This is a genomic window from Corynebacterium glaucum, assembly GCF_030408855.1.
GTDB classification, from domain to species: domain Bacteria; phylum Actinomycetota; class Actinomycetes; order Mycobacteriales; family Mycobacteriaceae; genus Corynebacterium; species Corynebacterium glaucum.
Genome location: NZ_CP047358.1, coordinates 1,423,248 through 1,440,548 on the forward strand (window position 1 = coordinate 1,423,248; position 17,301 = coordinate 1,440,548).

Here is a 17,301-nt window from a genome sequence, read left to right on the forward strand (position 1 = left end):
TCATCGGCATGCTGCATGCCACCGACATCCCCTCCCTCATCGGCCCCACGCTCGACCCAAACGAGCGCGAAGTCCGCGCAGTAGCCATCAACGCGCTCTTCGGCGCCTTCGGCCGCGGCGGCACCTCCGGCCCGCTCGGCAACGACACCGACGCATCCCTCATCGCGGGCCTGCGCGACTGGTCGGATGTCATCCTCGTCGGCTCCGGCACCGTCACCGCCGAGGATTATGGCCCCGCCGCCACACCCATGGCTGTCCTCAGCACCTCACTCAAGCTCGACACAGGGCTCGGCATTTTCAACAGTCCCCGTTTGCTCATTCTCACCCCAAAGCATTCGCTTGTCGACGCCTCGTTTGAACCACATCGATCAACCCTCACCGCCAAAGGCGCCGAGCTGATCAGCACCGGCAGCGGCTCCATCACTGAGGCTGTCGAAGCGCTGCACGACCTCGGTTTCAACCGCATCCTGTGCGAAGGCGGCCCAAGCGTCTACGCCGCCGCAATCTCAGCCGACCTCATCGACGTATTGCACCTGACCGTAGATCCTTCCACGAGCGCAAGCGACGACACCCACGGCCTTCAGATCACGGGAGATGACGTTCGCCGATTCCAGCTCGAGCACGTCGGCGTGGACGACGATTCAATGATGTTCTGCCGCTATCGGCGGGTGCCGGCCCAAGACCGCCCTTAGCCCCGGTACGGTAATTCGCGTGACTTCCACGCGCTGGCAGCGCCTCGACGCTGCATGGACCTCCCCCGCCGCCCCGGGCGGCCAGCGCGCCACCCGCGCCGGCAATGCGATCGCCTGGCCCCTCGCGGTGCTGCTCATCCTGCACCGGCTTGTGGTGCTTGCGCGCACCGGCTCGATCACCGACGACTTCACCACCGTGTGGTCCGCCACCCGACGCTTCGTCGAACGCGTGCCGGTGTACAACGAGGTCTACCACCACGTCAACCCGCACTACCTCTACAACCCCGGGGCCACGCTGCTGCTCAGCCCCCTCGGACTCATCCCGAGCGTGGAGGCCGCGCGGCCGTGGTTCATACTGCTGAACGCACTAGCGATCATCACCGCTATCGCGTGGCTGACCAGACTCTCCGGTTACGCGCTTTCCCACCCGCTCTTCCCCATCGCGCTTGCGCTCGCCTTTGCGACCGAGGCGGCGACCAACACCCTGGTGTTTTCAAACATCAACGGCATCCTGCTGCTGGCACTCGTGGCGTTCCTCGCTTGCATGCGATCGCATCGCGAGCTGGTGGCTGGGGTGGTGATCGGGCTCGCAATCGTCGTCAAGCCAATGTTCCTTCCTCTGCTGGTGCTTCCCTTGATGAAGCTGCGGTGGGTGACCCTGGCTGCGGGAGTGGCGGTGCCGGTCCTGCTGAATGTGATTGCATGGCCGCTGACTCCGGGCGCGAGCGATTACCTGGACAAGCTGGTGCCCTACCTTGGCATTACGCGAGACTACGCGAACTCGTCGCTTGCCGGATTCGCGGTGTACTTCGGCATGCCCGGGTGGCTGCATGCGGCGCTGTTCATGCTGTTCGCCGCTGCAGTTGCGGTGGCGGTGCTGGGGTTGGCCCGCTGGCGGCATTCGGATGAGTGGCTGTGGCTCACGGTGACGACTGCGGTGTTGATCGCGGGAGTGTGCCTGCTTTCCTCCCTCGGCCAGGCGTACTACTCCATGATGCTGTTTCCGGCACTGTTCACCGTCGTGCTTCGGGTTTCACCGATGCACACGTGGACGGCTTGGCTCGGCGCCGCCCTGTGCTTGAGCCCGCTTGACTGGTCCAGCCCCCACTGGCCAGCACTGGGCGGCTGGCTGAACACCTTCCTCCCCACCGCGGGGTGGGCGGTGTTCATCGTTGCTGTGGCGGCGTGGGTAGTCTCGGTACAAACCAGTACCCAGATGAAAGGCGTACGCAATGAACCAGCCGAACACCCCCGACTTCGCAAACTGGACCGAGGAGCAGTGGCGGAAGAAACTCAGCCCTGAGGAGTTCTACGTGCTGCGCCAGGCAGGCACTGAACCTCCGGGGGTCGGCGAGTACACCGACACCACCACCGAGGGCATCTACCGCTGCCGCGCTTGCGGGGAGGAATTGTTCCGCTCGACTGAGAAGTTCGATTCGCACTGCGGGTGGCCGTCGTTCTTCTCCCCGGCGGACAGTGACAAGGTCATCGAGCGCGAAGATCGCTCGCTCGGCATGGTGCGCACCGAGGTACTCTGCGCGAACTGCGGCTCCCACCTCGGCCACGTGTTTGCCGGCGAGGGCTACGCCACGCCGACGGATCTGCGCTACTGCATCAACTCCATCTCGATGACGCTTGATCAGCGCGAGGTTTAAGGCAGGATCTCGATGACCTCGCTGATGTCCGCGACGCGGCGGCCGGTCTGGAACGGGATCTCCTCGCGCACATGCAGGCGCGCCTCGGTGTAGCGCATCTTGTGCATGAGCTCCTCGATGCGGGTGAGCGTCGGTGCCTCGAAAGCAAGCATCCACTCGTAATCCCCGAGCGTGAAAGCCTCAACGGTGTTGGCGCGCACGTCTGCGAAATCGCGGGCAGCCATCCCGTGCTCGGCGAGAATACGGCGGCGCTCGGTGGGCTCGAGTAGGTACCAGTCGTAGGAGCGGACGAACGGGTAGACCGTGATCCACTCTTGCGGGTCCTCCCCCATGATGAAGCTGGGCAGGTGGGACTTGTTGAACTCGGCCGGGCGGTGCAAGCCGTTACCGATCCAGCTCACCTCGACGAGTTGGCCCAAGGTGGTGGTTCGGCGGAAATCTGCGAACGCCTTCTGCAGCTGCTCGAACTCCTCCGCGTGCCACCAGATCATGAAATCGGCGTCCGCGCGGATGCCCGTGTTGTCGTAAATGCCGCGGACGGTGACCACGCCTTCGTCGTCAAGCTTTTCGAAGAATGCGCGAGCCTCTGTGATGATCTCTGAACGCTCCGAACCCAGTGCTCCGGGGATAGCGCGAAAGACCGCGAACTGGAGGTAGCGCTGCACGGAATTCAAAGCCTCATAATCGAGCTTGGCCATGGAACTGGGAGTCCTTTCTGCCCGCGAAGGCACATCAATCAAAAGTCTGATTCGAGTCTACCCCCGACCACCCGCGAACCCTGCGCCGCGGTGGCAGGACGGCGCGCCTCCCACGGATCTGACAGCCAGCTCGATACCTTTGGGTGCTGTGAAGCATTCGGACACCTCTCCCGCCCCGACCGTCAGTGCTGTCGGCGGTGCCGGCAACGGTGGAAACGGCAACGACACTGCGGGAACGCAGGCTGCTACACCCGCCGAGTTCTCGGCAGCAGTGGAATCCATGCACGCTGCCAAGCTACGCCCGGAGATCACCCTGGGCACCATCCGCCCACCCCAGCGCCCAGCGCCGTACAGCCACGCGGTGGGCTTGGAAGTGGACCTTGGCGAAGACACCCACGGCCACATCCCTATCGACTCCGAAGGCGACGCGTTCGGCCGTTTGATTCTGTTGCACTCCCCCGACGCCGAAGAGGCGTGGGAGGGTTCGATGCGTCTGGTGGCGTACATCCAGGCCGACATGGATGACGCAGTGGCCTCTGATCCGCTCCTGCCCGACGTGGCTTGGCAGTGGCTCAATGAATCGTTGGCGGAGACCGGTGCTGGGTTTACCAACCTGGGTGGCACCGTCACCTCGACCGCATCGGTGCGGTTCGGTGAGATCGGTGGCCCTCCGCGCGCGTACCAGTTGGAGATGCGCGCCTCCTGGACCGCCGAGGGGCTCGACCTGTCTTCCCACGTTGAGGCGTTCGCTGCAGTGCTCGCGCTCGTCGCCGGCCTCCCGCCGGAAGGTGTCACTGAGTTGGGCAGGCAGTAAGCCAGCCACCCTGTACACTTTCCCGTTGTGACAAAACGCCTGGAGTATGAGCTTGTAGCGACCCCGGCGGGGTTTTCCCAGGCAGCCGACGCTCTGGCTTCTGGTCGCGGTCCGTTTGCGATTGATACGGAGCGCGCTTCCGCCTTCCGCTACGACGACCGGGCGTTTCTGATTCAGATCCACAGACGCGATGCCGGTACCTTCCTGTTTGCACCGGAGGGCCACAGGGAAGCGCTCACTACGCAACTTGGCCCGGTGGTCAACGGCGAAGACTGGATCGTGCACGCCGCCGGGGAAGATCTCGCGAGCTTGGCGCTACTTGGACTCCATCCCGGGAGGTTGTTCGACACAGAGCTGGCCGCGCGTTTTGCCGGTTTTGAGCGCCCGAACCTAGGCGCGATGGTGCACCACTTCACCGGCGTTGAGTTGGAGAAAGGGCACGGCCGGGAAGACTGGTCGACCCTTCCGCTGCCCCAGGACTGGCTTGACTACGCGGCGCTTGATGTCGCGTACCTCCATGACCTCGCCGACGCGCTGACTGAGCAACTCGACCAGCAAGATTTCCTCTCCTACGCGGAGGAGGAGTTCGCTTACCTCGTGGCGTCTCGCTCACTCGCAACTGTCGAGCCGAAAACGTGGCGCGACCTCAAAGGGCTTTCCGCGGTGCGCACGCAGGCAGGCCTCCAGATCGCAAAGGAACTTTGGCACGAACGCGACGCTATAGCACTCGAGCGCGATGTCTCTCCCGGCGTCGTGCTTCCAAACCGCGTCATTATTGAGATCGCGAAAGCCGTCCCAAATACCCCGAGCGAACTGGCCCGTGTGCACGGGTTTCCTGGCCGTCAGAGACGGGCTACGGCGCAATGGTTCGGCTACATCGAAACGGCACTAGCCCACCCCCGAGACCAGTGGCCGGAACGCGCGCCTCGTGACCCGATGACTCCGCCCTCGAAGGGGAACTGGGAACGAAACCATCCTGAGTCGTGGCAGTTATACGTAGAGGCACGCGAACTCATTGCCGCGCGAGCTTCAAAGATGGGCATAAGCCCGGAACACTTACTCGCGCCGTCCACGCTGCGCGACGTGATCTGGCAGGCTGCCGCTGAACGAGCGGAAGCAGACGAGGCGAAATGGGAAGTGATGATCCGCGGCACAGATTTTGCGGTGCGCCGCCTGTGCGCCGCTGGGGCCAGGCAGTGGCAGGCCGAAATCGTTGCCCCGATGCTCGCGGCAGCGTTCCTCTCGGTTCGCAGTGGCGCTGCTTGGTACAGCACCCGCCAGCTAGGCGGGTGGGATGGCCGAAAAACTAGCGGAACTCGTTGACTACATGCAGCGACGTGTTTCCCGCACCGCCGTCAGTGCCACTGGCGTCACTGGTGCCACTGGCGTCTCGGTCAGCAAGTCCCAGCGCCCACTCGCGCACCTGTTGCGCGGCCGAAACAGCGTCTAGGCCATACTTCGCCAGAATCTCGCCGCGCGAGGCGTGAGGCGGGAAAACGTCCGGGAATGCAAGCTGGCGTACCGGCACGTCGATCTCAGCGGCAGAGAGGGCCTCAGCGACTGCGGAACCGATGCCACCCCGGATGACGCCGTCTTCGTAGACCACTACCAGATCCGACTGCACTGCAAGGTCCGCGATGTCTTTCGACACCGGAATCACCCAGCGGGGGTCGACGACCGTGCACCGGATGCCGTTCGTCTCGACCGCCTCGGCGACCTCGAGAGCGGCTTCGGCAAAGGTGCCAACGGCAACGATGAGGACCTCGAGCGTCTCGTCCGCGTCCGCGCCATCTGCGAGCTCCTCCGGAACCCGGAGGACATCTACACCGTTGTCGAGTCGTTCGATTGCCTCAATGTCGCCCGCGACAGCGCCTTTGGGGAAACGGACAACGGTCGGACCGTCGTCAATCGCAATGGCCTCGTTGAATTCCTCCCGCAACCTGGCTGGATCGCGGGGTGCCGCGATACGGATGCCCGGCACGATCGAGGAGATCGCCATGTCCCACACGCCGTTGTGGCTGGCCCCGTCTGAACCTGTCACTCCGGCGCGGTCCAGCACAAACGTCACCGGCTGGCCGATCAACCCGACGTCCATCAGCATCTGGTCGAATGCGCGGTTCAAGAACGTGGAGTACACCGCCACTACCGGGTGCATGCCGCCAAGCGCGAGACCTGCTGCAGAGGCCACCGCATGTTGCTCTGCAATGCCCACGTCAAAAAAGCGGTCCGGGAACTGCTCCGCAAACGGCACTAGCCCGGTCGGGCCAGCCATCGCGGCGGTAATGGCCACAATATCTTTGCGCTCATGGCCGGCTTTCAGCAGCTCCTCGGTGAATACGGCGGTCCACCCTGGCGGGGTCGCAGCCAGCGCCTCACCCGTCACCGGGTCGATAGCGCCGGTGGAATGCATCTGGTCGGCCTCGTCGTTCACCGCGGGAGCGAAACCGTGGCCCTTTTCCGTCGCCACGTGAATGATCAGCGGGCCCTCGTATTGCCGCGCGTACTGGAACGCGTTGGTCAGTGCCTTCAGGTCGTGCCCCTCGACCGGGCCGACGTATTTCATGCCCAGCTCGGAGAACATTTCCGTGGGCACCACCTGATGCTTCACGCCCGCCTTCAGTGCCTGTAGCGCCTCAAACGTGCGCTCCCCGACCCACCCCAGCGACTTCAGCGTCTTCTTGCCGGACTGCATCACCTCGTCGTAGCCGGGCTGGATCCGGATCTGCGCGAACTGGTCGCGCAGGCGCGTCAGGTTGCGGGCAAACCCGCCGATGGTCGGTGCGTAGGAGCGGCCGTTGTCGTTGACCACGATCACGACGTTGCGCTCGCCCGCCGCAATGTTATTCAGCGCTTCCCAGCACATGCCGCCGGTCAGTGCGCCGTCGCCGACCACGGCGACAACGTGGTCTGAACCGTTGCCGCTGAGCTGCTTCGCCTTCGCCAACCCGTCGGCATACGACAGTGCCGCAGACGCGTGCGAAGACTCCGTCCAGTCATGCTCCGACTCGGCCCGCGAAGTGTAGCCGGACAGCCCGTCCTTCTTCCGCAGCGTGTCAAACTGGTCCGCGCGCCCGGTGAGAATCTTGTGCACGTAGGACTGGTGCGAGGTGTCAAAAATAATCGGGTCATTCGGCGAGTTGAACACGCTATGCAGCGCGATCGTCAGCTCCACCACACCGAGGTTCGGCCCGAGGTGGCCGCCAGTTGCTGAGACTTTCTCAATCAGCAACTGCCGAATTTCGTCCGCGAGCTGGCCCAACTCTTCCTGCGACAGCTTCTTCAAGTCTGCCGGGGAAGCAATTGCGTCTAGCAGTCTCACAGTAGAAATGCGCTCCTTGACCGAAGTTCCGTACTTCCCCGCAATCTTACACGCGGGCCTCTGTCATTCGTTAACGCTTTGGTGCCCGCGGCTCGAGCAACACCAGCGTCTCAAAGTGATGCGTCGCCGGGAAGGCGTCGACAAGCATCATGCGCGACACCGCATAGCCCCCACGGCCCCATGCCGCGAGGTCGCGCGCCAGCGTCGCCGGGTCGCACCCGATATGGATGACCCGCTCTGGCGACGCAGCAGCCACAGCCGAAACGACCGTTTCCCCAGCACCCGCACGCGGCGGGTCCAACACCACAAGTCCAGGGGCTTCAAGCTTATCGACGGCCCCTTCAACCCGCCCTTGATGCACCTCAACCGACATCCCTGCAAGCGCGTCCTGGGTCTCCGAGGTCGCTGCTGCCGAGCTGTCCACGGTGTGGATGCGCGAACCTCCGGTCGCAGCGTGAATGGCAGGCACGAACGCGCCGACCCCGCCGTAGAGGTCCCACGCTGTCTCTCGCGAGTAGTTAGCCGCGCCCCATTCGCGGATCACATCGGCGTAGTGCTGCGGCGCAGCTTTGTGGGCCTGCCAAAACGCGGTCGCGGGGAAGCGAAACGCATGATGTCCCGCCGGGCTCTCGAGGTGTTCGACGACCTCGCCAGAGCCCTCCTTCACCGTGGTCGCGATCTCGGCGCGGCGACCACGCGGGCTGCGCGCAATCTCCACGACGTGGCGGGCAGCCTCGGAGTCGCGAACCGCGACCACTTCGCTTCCCGGGGTGAATCGCTGCTCCCCCACCAGCCCATCGAGTAATCCTTCCACCGGCTGGGTGCACTGTTCCGATGCAACGACATCGTTCGAGCGCGCGCGCCGAACCCCGGCCCGCCCCTCGGCGTCGACACCAAGGCGCACGCGCGTGCGCCACCCTTGGTGTGGTTGCAGCCCGATCGTCTCAATAGCGGATTCAAGGCCGGGTTCAAAAGGTTCAAGAGGTTCAAAAACGGTGCCGTCGAAGACCGACGACCCCTTCGCAAGCGATCGCAACTGGCCGGCCAGCACCTCGAGCTTTAACCCGAGTTGAGCTGCGGGGTCGATGTGGCTGTAATCGCAGCATCCGGCCCCCGCCGCAGCCGCGGGGCACGCATGGGGGACGCGGAGATCGGACACCGAAACTATCTCATCGAGCTCCGCGCGAGCCCAGCGCTTCTTCGCTTGAGTCACGTGAGCGAGGACGGTGTCTCCCGGCACGGCACCTCTGACGAAGACTACCCTGCCATCGGCATCGGTGCCGATGCCGTCACCGCCGTGCGCGATTCGGTCAATTTTGAGGGTGAGCAGTGGTGAGGCCGAGGGCATTACTGGCGGTTCGGGTTTTCCGGGTTGTTGTATTCCATGATCTGGCGAAGCGCATCTTGCAGCGCGTTTGGGTTCCCGCCAGCCGGTACTTGCCCCTCAGCGCCGTCCTGCTGCGCTGCGCGCGCCTGCACCGCCTGCTGCACCTGCTGCGCCAGCTGTGTCGGCAGCGTCACGGGTAGCGAGTTGCCGGCGAGGATTGCATCCTGCCCTCGGTAAACGAAGGAGCGCGCCACGGTCTCGCGCGCGAGTTCCGTCATGCCTTCCTCCCGGCCAGCGGGTGCAGCGGCGGTGACACGGTACAGCCAACGCGGACCATCCACACCGATGATGCGGATGGCACCGTTCGTACCAGTGCCCACAACTTCCCTGCCCCACGGGCCCATCTCGAAGCTGACCGGCATGCCCTCGGAGCGCATCCCGTCGGCAATCTCTTCGATCGACTCTTCCCAGAGCCCTCCCTTATTCGGAGCGGCAAAAGCAACGGGGGTCAAACGGCCGTACTGGGTGACAATGTGAATCATCTTCGGGCCTTGCTCGCCCATCTCCACCTGCACCTGCGAGCCCTTCGGCAGCGGCACCTGCATTGAGCCAAGGTTTAGCGTGACTTCGGAGAAGTCGGTGAAGTCAAAGTCCTCGATCTCCACCGAGTCGCCGTCGAAGGGGCCCGTCGAGCCGTTCACCGGGTCATAGTCCTCGAGCAAAGGCGCTCCGCTCAGCTCCGCATCCGCGTCACCGGCTAATGTTTCCGCCTGGGCCTGTCCGGCCGAGTCACTCTCAGGCTCCGTAACAATCTCCTCTGGGTGCACCGCTGCATCCTGCGGCTCGTTTGCGTCAGGCCCAGTGTTGCTTCCGGTGTTCTTCTTGCCGAACGGCCACAATGCCATTGCGTACTCGCTTTCTGTATCGGGGTTTAAAACGGTACTTCGTCGCGTTTCTGCGTGTTGCTTTACGTATTCCGAGCCTAATCGCCGATCTCTCAGGATGCGGAGGCCCTGGAAGTGGGCCTAGTAGGCCTTGCGCGTCTAGTGCGTACCCGTTGAGCCGTAGCCGGCCGCGCCGCGGGCCGTAGCATCGAGCTCGTCAACCTCTTCGAACTCGACCAGTTCAACACGTTGAACCACCAGTTGCGCAATACGCATCCCGCGGGTGACCTCGAAGGGCTGGGAGGCATCGGTGTTCAAGAGGCACACCTTCAGCTCGCCGCGGTACTCGGCATCAACGGTTCCCGGTGCGTTCACGATGGTCAGGCCGTGCTTTGCAGCAAGCCCGGAGCGGGGATGGATTAACCCGACGGTCCCCAGCGGCAGCGCGATGGCGATGCCGGTGCCCACGAGCGCGCGCTGCCCCGGTTGCAGTGTCACGTCTTCCGCGGCGTGCAGATCGGCACCAGCGTCTCCAAGATGAGCGCGCTTGGGCAGGGGCAGCTCAGCATCGAGCCGCTTCACACGAATTGGCGGCAGGGTCGGCGGCAGGGTCGGCGGCAGGGTCGGCGGCAGGGTCGTAAACGCATCAGCAGAGTCTGGAGTCGTCACGTAGCACAGGGTACGGCAGCACCCGCTCCGCAGCTTCGACCAGCCCGGGTGTGGGCGGCTCTGACCCTCAACTAAAGTTTGAAACCGTGACCGACAACAACGTTTCGAAGTCTGGAGCCGTCTCTGGCGCCGCAGCCTCGGCACCCCAGGTGCTTTACTCGGAGCGGCAGTGGGTTCCGTGGTACTGGTGGGCGGCAGGTCTCGGTCTGACCCTGCTGCTTTCTGCCCAGTTCGCTTTGAACCGCAATGTGTGGTGGTTCGTCGTCCCGCTCATTGTGGTCGGCGCACTGATCGGTTGGTTCCTTACGTGGCTTTCCAGCACAGTGGTGCGCGTAGAGGCGGATCCAGACGGCACCCGCTGGCTCACGGTCGACGGCGCCAACCTGCCAGACTCGGTTGTCACGCGGTCAATGGTGGTCCCGCTTTCCGCGCGGCAGAATGCGCTCGGGCGGCAGCTCGATCCAGCGGCATTCCTCGTCTCACACGCTTGGGTCCCTGAGCACGTGCTGCTCGTGCTCGATGATCCAAACGACCCCACCCCGTATTGGATGGTGTCTGCCCGCAACCCCGAAGCGGTTCTTGCAGCGTTCGTTCCGGAACAGCAAACGACTAACGGCTGACTAACGGCTAAACCCGACTGGACCTACTCGCAGTCGAGGCAGATCATCGAGCCGTCCGGCTCAACGCGCGCGAGACGCTTACGGTTTTGCACTAGGAAGCACGATGCGCAGGTGAACTCGTCTTCCTGGCGCGGCTTCACCTCGACGTTGAGCTCCTCGCCGGAGAGATCCTGGGAGGGCAGCTCGAACGGCTCCACGATTTCGCCATCGTCATCCATGCTGCTTCCAGCAACCTCGGCGGCCTTCAGGCCCTCGAGCGAATCAGTCTCGATGTCGTCGTCCATGCGACGACGCGGCGCATCGTAGTCGGTAGCCATGACGCGAAATCCTCCAGCTAAAGCAGTGCCTTTTTCACGCGCTGTCCAGCGCGCTTTCAGCGGAATACTAAAACACCGGGGTGCGTCTGTCATCCCTCCTGCTCAATAGGGGTAGCGGGGGAGGAATCACGCTTCAAGCGCGTTTGTAGCACCCGCCGTTTCAAGCAGCTCGTAGAGGCTGTCCCACAACCCTGGTGCGGCAGCGATGAGCGGCGCGCCAATCTCAGCTCTATCGGCCAACCCCGGGTGCCGCACGGTCGCGCCTGCTTCGGCGGCAATCACGGCGCCCGCTGCGTAATCCCACGGATGGGTGGCGTGCTCGTAGTACGCATCGACCCTGCCTTCAGCCACGTGGCAGAGATCAAGCGCGGCAGACCCTAAGCGGCGAATATCGCGCACGTTCGGCAGGATCTTACGCAGCATCTCTGCCTGCTTGCCGCGCCAGTTCGCGTTGTAGGAGAAACCGGTAGCCACCAGCGCGGTTTCCGTGTCCTGCGCCCGCGAGGCGCGCAGTGCCGTGCGCTTTTCCTGCCGCTCCACAAAGGCACCGCATCCCACCGCGGCGGCATACACATCTCCGTTTGCGACGTTGATCACCGCCCCTGCGGTAAGTTCACCGTTCACCGCAACCCCAAGCGAAACCGCGTACACCGGCAGCCCGTAAAGGAAGTTCACGGTGCCATCGATTGGGTCTACCACCCAGTCGATTCCTGTGGTTCCAGCGATGTTTGCGCCTTCTTCGCCCACAATCCCGTCATCCGGGCGCGCCTCGCGCAGCCGTTCAGTGATCCGCTGCTCCGCAGCTTTATCCACCGCCGTCACCGGGTCGACGGCAGATGTCTTCGTGCTGGTGACTTGGGCGATCGACCCGTGCTTGGACAGGAAGTCACGCTGGTTGGCAATCAGGTCAGCGGCATCGGCAGCAATGTCGAGGGCAAGGTCGCGCAGTGCCTCAGCGGTGGCAACGTTGGGATTCGATTCGTGCATGCTCTCCATCGTGCCCCGGCATCGGGGGTTTTGTACACTGCCTGGCATGACCAAGGTGGCAGTGGGAAACAATCTCGGCGCAGGTGTCGACGTCGGAGGATCAGGCATCAAGGGCGCGATCGTGGACCTCGATACCGGCGAGTTCGTCTCGGAACGGGTCAAGATCACCACGCCGAAACCCGCGACACCGGAAGCTGTCGCAGAGACGGTTGCGGAAGTCCTCCGTCAGCTCGAATGGGACGGCCCGGTGGGAATCGCGCTTCCGTCAGTGATCAAGCACCAGGTGGCCATGACCGCAGCGAACATCGACCCCTCATGGATCGGCACCAACGTGCACGAACTGCTCACCCACCAGCTTGGCGGCCGCGAGATCGCAGTGCTCAACGACGCGGACGCCGCAGGTCTCGCCGAGGTCGCTTTCGGCGAAGCCGACGCCAAGCAAGGCGCCGTCATCTTCCTCACCTTCGGCACAGGCATCGGCTCGGCCTTCTTCGCTGAAGGCAAGCTGTTCCCCAACACAGAACTGGGACATTTGCTTATCGACGGCACGGAGTGCGAGCACATGGCTTCCTCCGCCGTCAAGGACGCAGAAGACCTGAGCTACAAAAAGTGGGCCAAGCGCGTCGATCTCGTGCTGAAAGAATACGACCGACTGTTCAACCCCACTGCGTTCATTGTGGGCGGCGGAATTTCCCGTAAGGCGGAGAAATGGGTCCCGGAGCTCACCGTTCACGTGCCGGTGATTGCTGCCAGGCTTCGCAACCGGGCGGGCATCGTGGGCGCAGCTATGGCAGCGCACGAGCATGTTGCTCCGTAACTCTAGGCGGATCAAAGGTGCGTCGATAAGCAAACTGCTCTTCTGGCCGAGCTACGGTGGGGCACGGGAATAGAATCCGGCAAACTATTGCTATTATGGGCGTTCTGAAATATAGGGCGTAAGCCCGTACCCTGGTTGGCTAGCACCCATCCAGGGGGCGCGTCACGGCGAAGACCGTGAGAGCGCGGGAAGTATCCGACAGTCGAAAGGGCGTACGTGGTAGCCAGCGAAGCTTCAGGCAACAACCCCGTCGATGAGGCGGCGGTGAACGTGTCCGACGGCGCAGCGGAGGCAGTCGGGGCACCGGCGAAGAAAACGGCGAAAAAGACCGCCAAGAAATCCGCCAAGAAAGCGGTGAAGAAGACGGCGAAAAAAGCCGCAAAGAAGAAGGCCACCAAGAAGACCGCGAAAAAGACGGTGAAGAAGTCAGCCAAGATGGCGGCCTCTACCGAAGCGCTCGATGGTGGGGACGACGCGCTGGTGGACACCTCCGTTGAGGTTGTCGACGGTTTGGACGACGCTGACGGCATCGAAGGCTCCGAGGAGTCCGGTGACATCGATTACGACCCCGAGCTAATCGACGACGAGGAAGAGGACGACTTCGACGACCCGCTCAGCGACGACCTGGGTGACGACGAGTTGGGCGACGACGAAGCTGAGTCCGACGATGATGAGGACGACGAAGATGGCTCCGAGGAGGATGCCGGAGCTTCCGTCTGGGACATCGAGGAATCGGCGGCACTGCGCCAGGCTCGTAAGGACGCGCAGCTCACCGCCTCCGCCGACTCCGTGCGTGCGTACCTGAAGCAGATCGGCAAGGTCGCGCTGCTCGATGCCGAGCAGGAGGTCTCCCTGGCGAAGCGCATCGAGGCCGGCCTGTACGCCCAGTACCGGCTTGATGAGATGCAACGCGCAACCGAAGATGGCGACAAGGAGGCGAAACTCACGCCGGCGCTGAAGCGTGACCTGCGCGCGGTGGCACGCGATGGCCGCAAGGCAAAGAACCACCTCTTGGAGGCAAACCTGCGTCTAGTGGTGTCGTTGGCAAAGCGCTACACCGGCCGCGGTATGGCGTTCCTGGACTTGATCCAGGAAGGCAACCTGGGCCTGATCCGCGCGGTGGAGAAGTTCGACTACTCAAAGGGCTACAAGTTCTCCACCTACGCCACCTGGTGGATCCGCCAGGCGATTACCCGTGCAATGGCGGACCAGGCACGCACTATCCGCATTCCGGTGCACATGGTCGAGGTGATCAACAAGCTTGGCCGCATCCAGCGCGAGCTGTTGCAGGACCTGGGGCGCGAACCGACGCCGCTGGAGCTGGCCAAGGAAATGGACATCACCGAGGAGAAGGTCCTCGAGATCCAGCAGTACGCTCGCGAGCCGATCTCCCTCGACCAGACGATCGGCGATGAGGGCGACAGCCAGCTCGGCGATTTCATCGAAGACTCGGAAGCGGTCGTCGCGGTCGATGCCGTGTCGTTCACGCTCCTCCAGGATCAGCTGCAGGATGTGCTGCACACGCTCTCCGAGCGCGAGGCAGGCGTTGTGCGTTTGCGCTTCGGGCTTACCGACGGCATGCCGCGGACGCTGGACGAGATAGGTCAGGTCTACGGCGTGACCCGTGAACGCATTCGCCAGATTGAATCGAAGACGATGTCGAAGCTGCGCCACCCGTCTCGCTCGCAGGTGCTGCGCGACTACCTGGACTAGGCAGCAGGCCTGCGGTAGCTACATTGAAGGGCCCCGGTGTCAATCCGGGGCCCTTTCGGAACTTCTACTTCGGGAAGTTGGGGTTATTCTCCAGCTCTCGCTCCAGACATTCTTCCAACGCCTTATTGTCTCCGACGTATTGCTCGCAGGCCTCGACGACTCCGCTGTCCACCAGATCCTGCGCAATCTTCACGCCTAAGACCATGAGGATGACGGAAACCACGGTCGCAATGATGCCCGTCACCAGACCGCCGATGGCGAAACCCCGGCGCGAAGTCTGCACCCCGTACTGGTTTGTTTCTTCGATCGCCTTAGCCCGTCGCATGCCCATCACGCCGAGCACGATGGCCACCAATCCGAGCACGATAGCTAGCGGGAAGAACAGCACAATGAAGACGAGGCCGATAATGCCGACGATGAGCGAGGCAAGCGCCAGGTTGTTGACCTGCTGCGGCACCGCCTGTCCACCGAAGGCGCCAGGCTGGCCGTATGACTGCTCGCCGTAGTAAGGCTGCCCGTAGTCGGCTTTGTCGAACCCGGACTGGCCCGAGTCGTAGGCCGAGTACCCCTCCGGATGGTTGAACCCGGAAGGATCCGGCCCATCGTTGCGACCGCCGTTCGGGTTATACGTCATAGCGAACCTCTCGTGTTGTTTGTAAAAAGTGTGCCCCATCGTACATGTGGAGGCACCGAGCCCCGTTCACCAGTCGCGGAGGTAGGCGATGCGCTCGCGCAGCTGCTCGGCGTTACACAGGGCAGTCGGCGGACCACCGCACGCTTTGCGGGCCTCGGTATGAATCGCACCGTGGGGCCTGCCAGTCTTGCCTGCAACGATAGCTACCCGGGCGTTGAGTTCCTTGCGCAGTTGAGGAATCTCCTCGGCAGCACTCACTGGAGCGGCGCCCCCTGCGCTGGCGGAGGCGAGGATGTCTCCACTCGATCCAGCGGCTTGACCGGGTGCCGGCTCCCCCAGCACCTTGGCCCTCTCCCGAGCTTCGCGTTCAGCGGCCTTCCGGGCACGCTCCTCGGCCTCCCGGGCATCGAGCTGGTCGCTCTGGCGCTTGCGCAACAGCGTCATCACCTGCTCCGCGTCTAACAACCCAGGCAGACCAAGGAAATCCTGTTCCTCCTCAGAGCCGGCCACTGTCGGGGTGCCGTAAGTCGAGCCGTCGAAAATCAGCGAATCGAGCTCTGCCGACGCACCGATGGCTTGGTAATTCGGCTCCTCATCGGGCTCGTTCTGGGTGCGGTTCGCTTGCTCGAGCAGCTCATCCGACCAGCCCGATTCGCGGTGTGGTTTGCCCAGCACGTGGTCGCGGGAGACCTCCATGTCCTCTGCGAGGCGGAGCAGCACCGGCACCGACGGCAAGAACACGGACGCAGACTCGCCCGGCATGCGCGAACGCACAAATCGGCCGATGGCCTGCGCGAAGAACAGCGGGGTCGACGCAGAGGTGGCGTACACCCCCACCGCAAGGCGCGGCACGTCCACGCCTTCGGAAACCATGCGCACCGCCACCATCCATTCGGTGGTGGATTGGGAAAACTCGTCGATGCGCTCTGAGGCACCGGCTTCGTCGGAAAGCACCACCGTGACCGGCGTCGAACTCAAGCGTTCGAGGATGCGCGCATACGCGCGCGCCGTGGTCTTGTTGGTGGCAATCACCAGCCCGCCTGCATCGGGCATGTTTGTGCGAACCTTTTGCAGGCGGGTGTGCGCGGCGGTGAGCACCGCGGCGATCCAATCACCTTTCGGGTCGAGCGCGGTGCGCCACGCCTTCGCAGTCTGCTCCGGGTTCAGGGGCTCGCCGAGGCGCGCGGAGTATTCCTCGCCGGCGGAGTCGCGCCACTGAGCTTCGCCGGAGTAAGCCAGGAACACCACCGGGCGCACGACACCGTCACGCAGCGCTTCGGCGTAGCCGTAGGTGTAGTCCGACTGGGACACCAGATGGCCTTCGCCGTCCTCGTCGTAGCGCACAAACGGGATCTGCGAATCGTCCGAGCGAAACGGAGTACCCGTGAGTGCGAGGCGATGCTCCACGTCGTTGTACGCCTCGTAGACACCGTCGCCCCAGCTCTTGGAGTCGCCTGCGTGGTGGATCTCATCCAAGATGACCAGGGTGCGCCGCGCCGATGCCACCGCGTGGTGCTTGAACGGATGCATGCCCACCTGCGCGTAGGTGACCACGATGCCGTCGTAGGCAGCATTCACCGCGGAGGAATTGGTGAAGTTCGGATCCAGGGAGAGCCCGAAGCGCTTGGCCGCGTCAGACCACTGGTGCTTCAGGTGCTCCGTCGGCACCACCACGATCACGCGCTGGACAGCCTTGGTTTCCACCAACCGGCTGGCAAGGGTCAAGGCAAACGTCGTCTTACCCGCGCCCGGGGTCGCCACTGCGAGGAAGTCTCGCGGCATCTCCGCCAAAAATGCGTCGAGGGCCTCCTGCTGCCACGCACGCAGCTGAGGCCCTGCACTGGGCACAGTCACCGCCGGCGCAACCCCTTGTAAATGCGCTCGCACTCGGCGCACACCGGTGAACCCGGTTTCGCCTGCTTCTTCACCGGAAACGTTTCCCCGCACAGTGCGACGACCATCTTGCCCGAGATAGCGGAATCCACGATCTGATCCTTCTTCACGTAGTGGAAGAACTTCGGGGTTCCGTCGTCGGTGGTTGACGCTGAATCTTCCCGTAGGTCGGTACGCTCAAGAGTCTTCGTCGTCGTTTTCACGCCTCCCATCATGCACCACAACTCGCCGGAACTTAAGCCGGAGGGCTACCCTCGGAGAC

The 17,301-nt window shown here is 63.5% G+C and carries 18 protein-coding genes; 8 read left to right on the top strand and 10 right to left on the bottom strand.

Going from position 1 to position 17,301, the window contains the following annotated elements:
- Window positions 1-8 precede the first annotated feature (8 nt).
- From CGLAUT_RS06950 to msrB, 3 genes are read left to right on the top strand one after another with little or no spacing between them, the layout of a single operon-like run.
- Window positions 9-692 carry a dihydrofolate reductase family protein gene (locus CGLAUT_RS06950; protein ID WP_290184274.1) on the top strand — a complete coding sequence of 228 codons (684 nt, stop codon included), beginning with the start codon at window positions 9-11 and terminating at the stop codon, window positions 690-692.
- A 19-nt stretch (window positions 693-711) separates the two neighbouring features.
- Window positions 712-1,995 (top strand): glycosyltransferase family 87 protein, encoded by a 1,284-nt coding sequence (locus CGLAUT_RS06955; protein ID WP_290184276.1) that lies wholly within the window; start codon window positions 712-714, stop codon window positions 1,993-1,995.
- Complete coding sequence (gene msrB, locus CGLAUT_RS06960) at window positions 1,925-2,347, top strand: peptide-methionine (R)-S-oxide reductase MsrB (RefSeq protein WP_290184277.1); 423 nt, start codon at window positions 1,925-1,927, stop codon at window positions 2,345-2,347. Before CGLAUT_RS06955 ends, msrB begins: the two co-directional genes overlap by 71 nt.
- Here msrB and hemQ read toward each other — a convergent pair.
- Window positions 2,344-3,045: a hydrogen peroxide-dependent heme synthase gene (gene hemQ / locus CGLAUT_RS06965; RefSeq protein ID WP_290184278.1), complete on the bottom strand. Its 702-nt coding sequence runs from the start codon at window positions 3,043-3,045 to the stop codon at window positions 2,344-2,346. The two genes, msrB and hemQ, sit on opposite strands and share 4 nt — an antisense overlap.
- 148 nt (window positions 3,046-3,193) lie before the next feature.
- On the opposite strand from hemQ, the gene CGLAUT_RS06970 reads away from it, so the two are divergent.
- Entirely contained in the window at window positions 3,194-3,859 is a 666-nt protein-coding gene (locus CGLAUT_RS06970; protein WP_290184280.1) for a DUF3000 domain-containing protein, read from the top strand.
- A 27-nt stretch (window positions 3,860-3,886) separates the two neighbouring features.
- Entirely contained in the window at window positions 3,887-5,182 is a 1,296-nt protein-coding gene (locus CGLAUT_RS06975; RefSeq protein ID WP_290184281.1) for an HRDC domain-containing protein, read from the top strand.
- On the opposite strand, the gene dxs is transcribed toward CGLAUT_RS06975, so the two are convergent.
- From dxs to dut, 4 genes are all read right to left on the bottom strand, one after another.
- Window positions 5,166-7,178, bottom strand: coding sequence for a 1-deoxy-D-xylulose-5-phosphate synthase (gene dxs, locus CGLAUT_RS06980; RefSeq protein WP_290184282.1), 2,013 nt, complete (start codon window positions 7,176-7,178; stop codon window positions 5,166-5,168). The two genes, CGLAUT_RS06975 and dxs, sit on opposite strands and share 17 nt — an antisense overlap.
- Before the next feature lie 70 nt (window positions 7,179-7,248).
- Window positions 7,249-8,526, bottom strand: coding sequence for a class I SAM-dependent RNA methyltransferase (locus tag CGLAUT_RS06985; protein ID WP_290184284.1), 1,278 nt, complete (start codon window positions 8,524-8,526; stop codon window positions 7,249-7,251).
- On the bottom strand, window positions 8,526-9,410 hold the full coding sequence (locus tag CGLAUT_RS06990; RefSeq protein WP_290184286.1) for a DUF3710 domain-containing protein: 885 nt from the start codon (window positions 9,408-9,410) through the stop codon (window positions 8,526-8,528). The genes CGLAUT_RS06985 and CGLAUT_RS06990 overlap by 1 nt, the downstream gene beginning before the upstream one ends.
- A gap of 138 nt (window positions 9,411-9,548) precedes the next feature.
- Window positions 9,549-9,977, bottom strand: a complete 429-nt coding sequence (gene dut / locus CGLAUT_RS06995; protein WP_095661104.1) for a dUTP diphosphatase — start codon at window positions 9,975-9,977, stop codon at window positions 9,549-9,551.
- Between the two features lie 167 nt (window positions 9,978-10,144).
- Between dut and CGLAUT_RS07000 the strand changes: the two genes are divergently transcribed.
- Window positions 10,145-10,678 (top strand): DUF3093 domain-containing protein, encoded by a 534-nt coding sequence (locus tag CGLAUT_RS07000; protein ID WP_095661105.1) that lies wholly within the window; start codon window positions 10,145-10,147, stop codon window positions 10,676-10,678.
- 23 nt (window positions 10,679-10,701) lie between these two features.
- Here CGLAUT_RS07000 and CGLAUT_RS07005 read toward each other — a convergent pair whose 3' ends face one another.
- Together CGLAUT_RS07005 and CGLAUT_RS07010 are read right to left on the bottom strand one after the other, a co-directional pair.
- Complete coding sequence (locus CGLAUT_RS07005) at window positions 10,702-10,995, bottom strand: DUF4193 domain-containing protein (RefSeq protein WP_095660088.1); 294 nt, start codon at window positions 10,993-10,995, stop codon at window positions 10,702-10,704.
- 126 nt (window positions 10,996-11,121) lie between these two features.
- Window positions 11,122-11,982: an inositol monophosphatase family protein gene (locus tag CGLAUT_RS07010; RefSeq protein WP_232507072.1), complete on the bottom strand. Its 861-nt coding sequence runs from the start codon at window positions 11,980-11,982 to the stop codon at window positions 11,122-11,124.
- 46 nt (window positions 11,983-12,028) lie between these two features.
- Between CGLAUT_RS07010 and ppgK the strand changes: the two genes are divergently transcribed.
- Together ppgK and CGLAUT_RS07020 are read left to right on the top strand one after the other, a co-directional pair.
- Entirely contained in the window at window positions 12,029-12,799 is a 771-nt protein-coding gene (gene ppgK / locus CGLAUT_RS07015) for a polyphosphate--glucose phosphotransferase (protein ID WP_095660090.1), read from the top strand.
- 216 nt (window positions 12,800-13,015) lie between these two features.
- Window positions 13,016-14,512: an RNA polymerase sigma factor gene (locus tag CGLAUT_RS07020; RefSeq protein WP_425551690.1), complete on the top strand. Its 1,497-nt coding sequence runs from the start codon at window positions 13,016-13,018 to the stop codon at window positions 14,510-14,512.
- Between the two features lie 64 nt (window positions 14,513-14,576).
- Here the strand turns inward: CGLAUT_RS07020 and CGLAUT_RS07025 are convergent, their stop codons facing one another.
- The 3 genes from CGLAUT_RS07025 to CGLAUT_RS07035 all read right to left on the bottom strand — a co-directional run bounded on the left by CGLAUT_RS07025 (window position 14,577) and on the right by CGLAUT_RS07035 (window position 17,254).
- Entirely contained in the window at window positions 14,577-15,146 is a 570-nt protein-coding gene (locus CGLAUT_RS07025; RefSeq protein ID WP_290184293.1) for a DUF4190 domain-containing protein, read from the bottom strand.
- A 66-nt stretch (window positions 15,147-15,212) separates the two neighbouring features.
- Entirely contained in the window at window positions 15,213-16,928 is a 1,716-nt protein-coding gene (locus CGLAUT_RS07030; protein WP_290187079.1) for a DEAD/DEAH box helicase, read from the bottom strand.
- 68 nt (window positions 16,929-16,996) lie between these two features.
- A complete protein-coding gene (locus CGLAUT_RS07035; protein ID WP_095660093.1) occupies window positions 16,997-17,254 on the bottom strand; it encodes a DUF3039 domain-containing protein in 258 nt (85 codons plus the stop codon).
- Window positions 17,255-17,301: the final 47 nt, after the last annotated feature.

Coding starts and splice junctions, on each gene's coding strand:
- CGLAUT_RS06950 (WP_290184274.1), top strand. CDS start 9: ATGCTGCATGCCACCGACATCCCCTCCCTCATCGGCCCCACGCTCGAC.
- msrB (WP_290184277.1), top strand. CDS start 1,925: ATGAACCAGCCGAACACCCCCGACTTCGCAAACTGGACCGAGGAGCAG.
- hemQ (WP_290184278.1), bottom strand. CDS start 3,045: ATGGCCAAGCTCGATTATGAGGCTTTGAATTCCGTGCAGCGCTACCTC.
- CGLAUT_RS06985 (WP_290184284.1), bottom strand. CDS start 8,526: ATGCCCTCGGCCTCACCACTGCTCACCCTCAAAATTGACCGAATCGCG.
- CGLAUT_RS06990 (WP_290184286.1), bottom strand. CDS start 9,410: ATGGCATTGTGGCCGTTCGGCAAGAAGAACACCGGAAGCAACACTGGG.
- CGLAUT_RS07005 (WP_095660088.1), bottom strand. CDS start 10,995: ATGGCTACCGACTACGATGCGCCGCGTCGTCGCATGGACGACGACATC.
- CGLAUT_RS07010 (WP_232507072.1), bottom strand. CDS start 11,982: ATGCACGAATCGAATCCCAACGTTGCCACCGCTGAGGCACTGCGCGAC.
- ppgK (WP_095660090.1), top strand. CDS start 12,029: ATGACCAAGGTGGCAGTGGGAAACAATCTCGGCGCAGGTGTCGACGTC.
- CGLAUT_RS07025 (WP_290184293.1), bottom strand. CDS start 15,146: ATGACGTATAACCCGAACGGCGGTCGCAACGATGGGCCGGATCCTTCC.
- CGLAUT_RS07030 (WP_290187079.1), bottom strand. CDS start 16,928: ATGCCGCGAGACTTCCTCGCAGTGGCGACCCCGGGCGCGGGTAAGACG.
- CGLAUT_RS07035 (WP_095660093.1), bottom strand. CDS start 17,254: ATGATGGGAGGCGTGAAAACGACGACGAAGACTCTTGAGCGTACCGAC.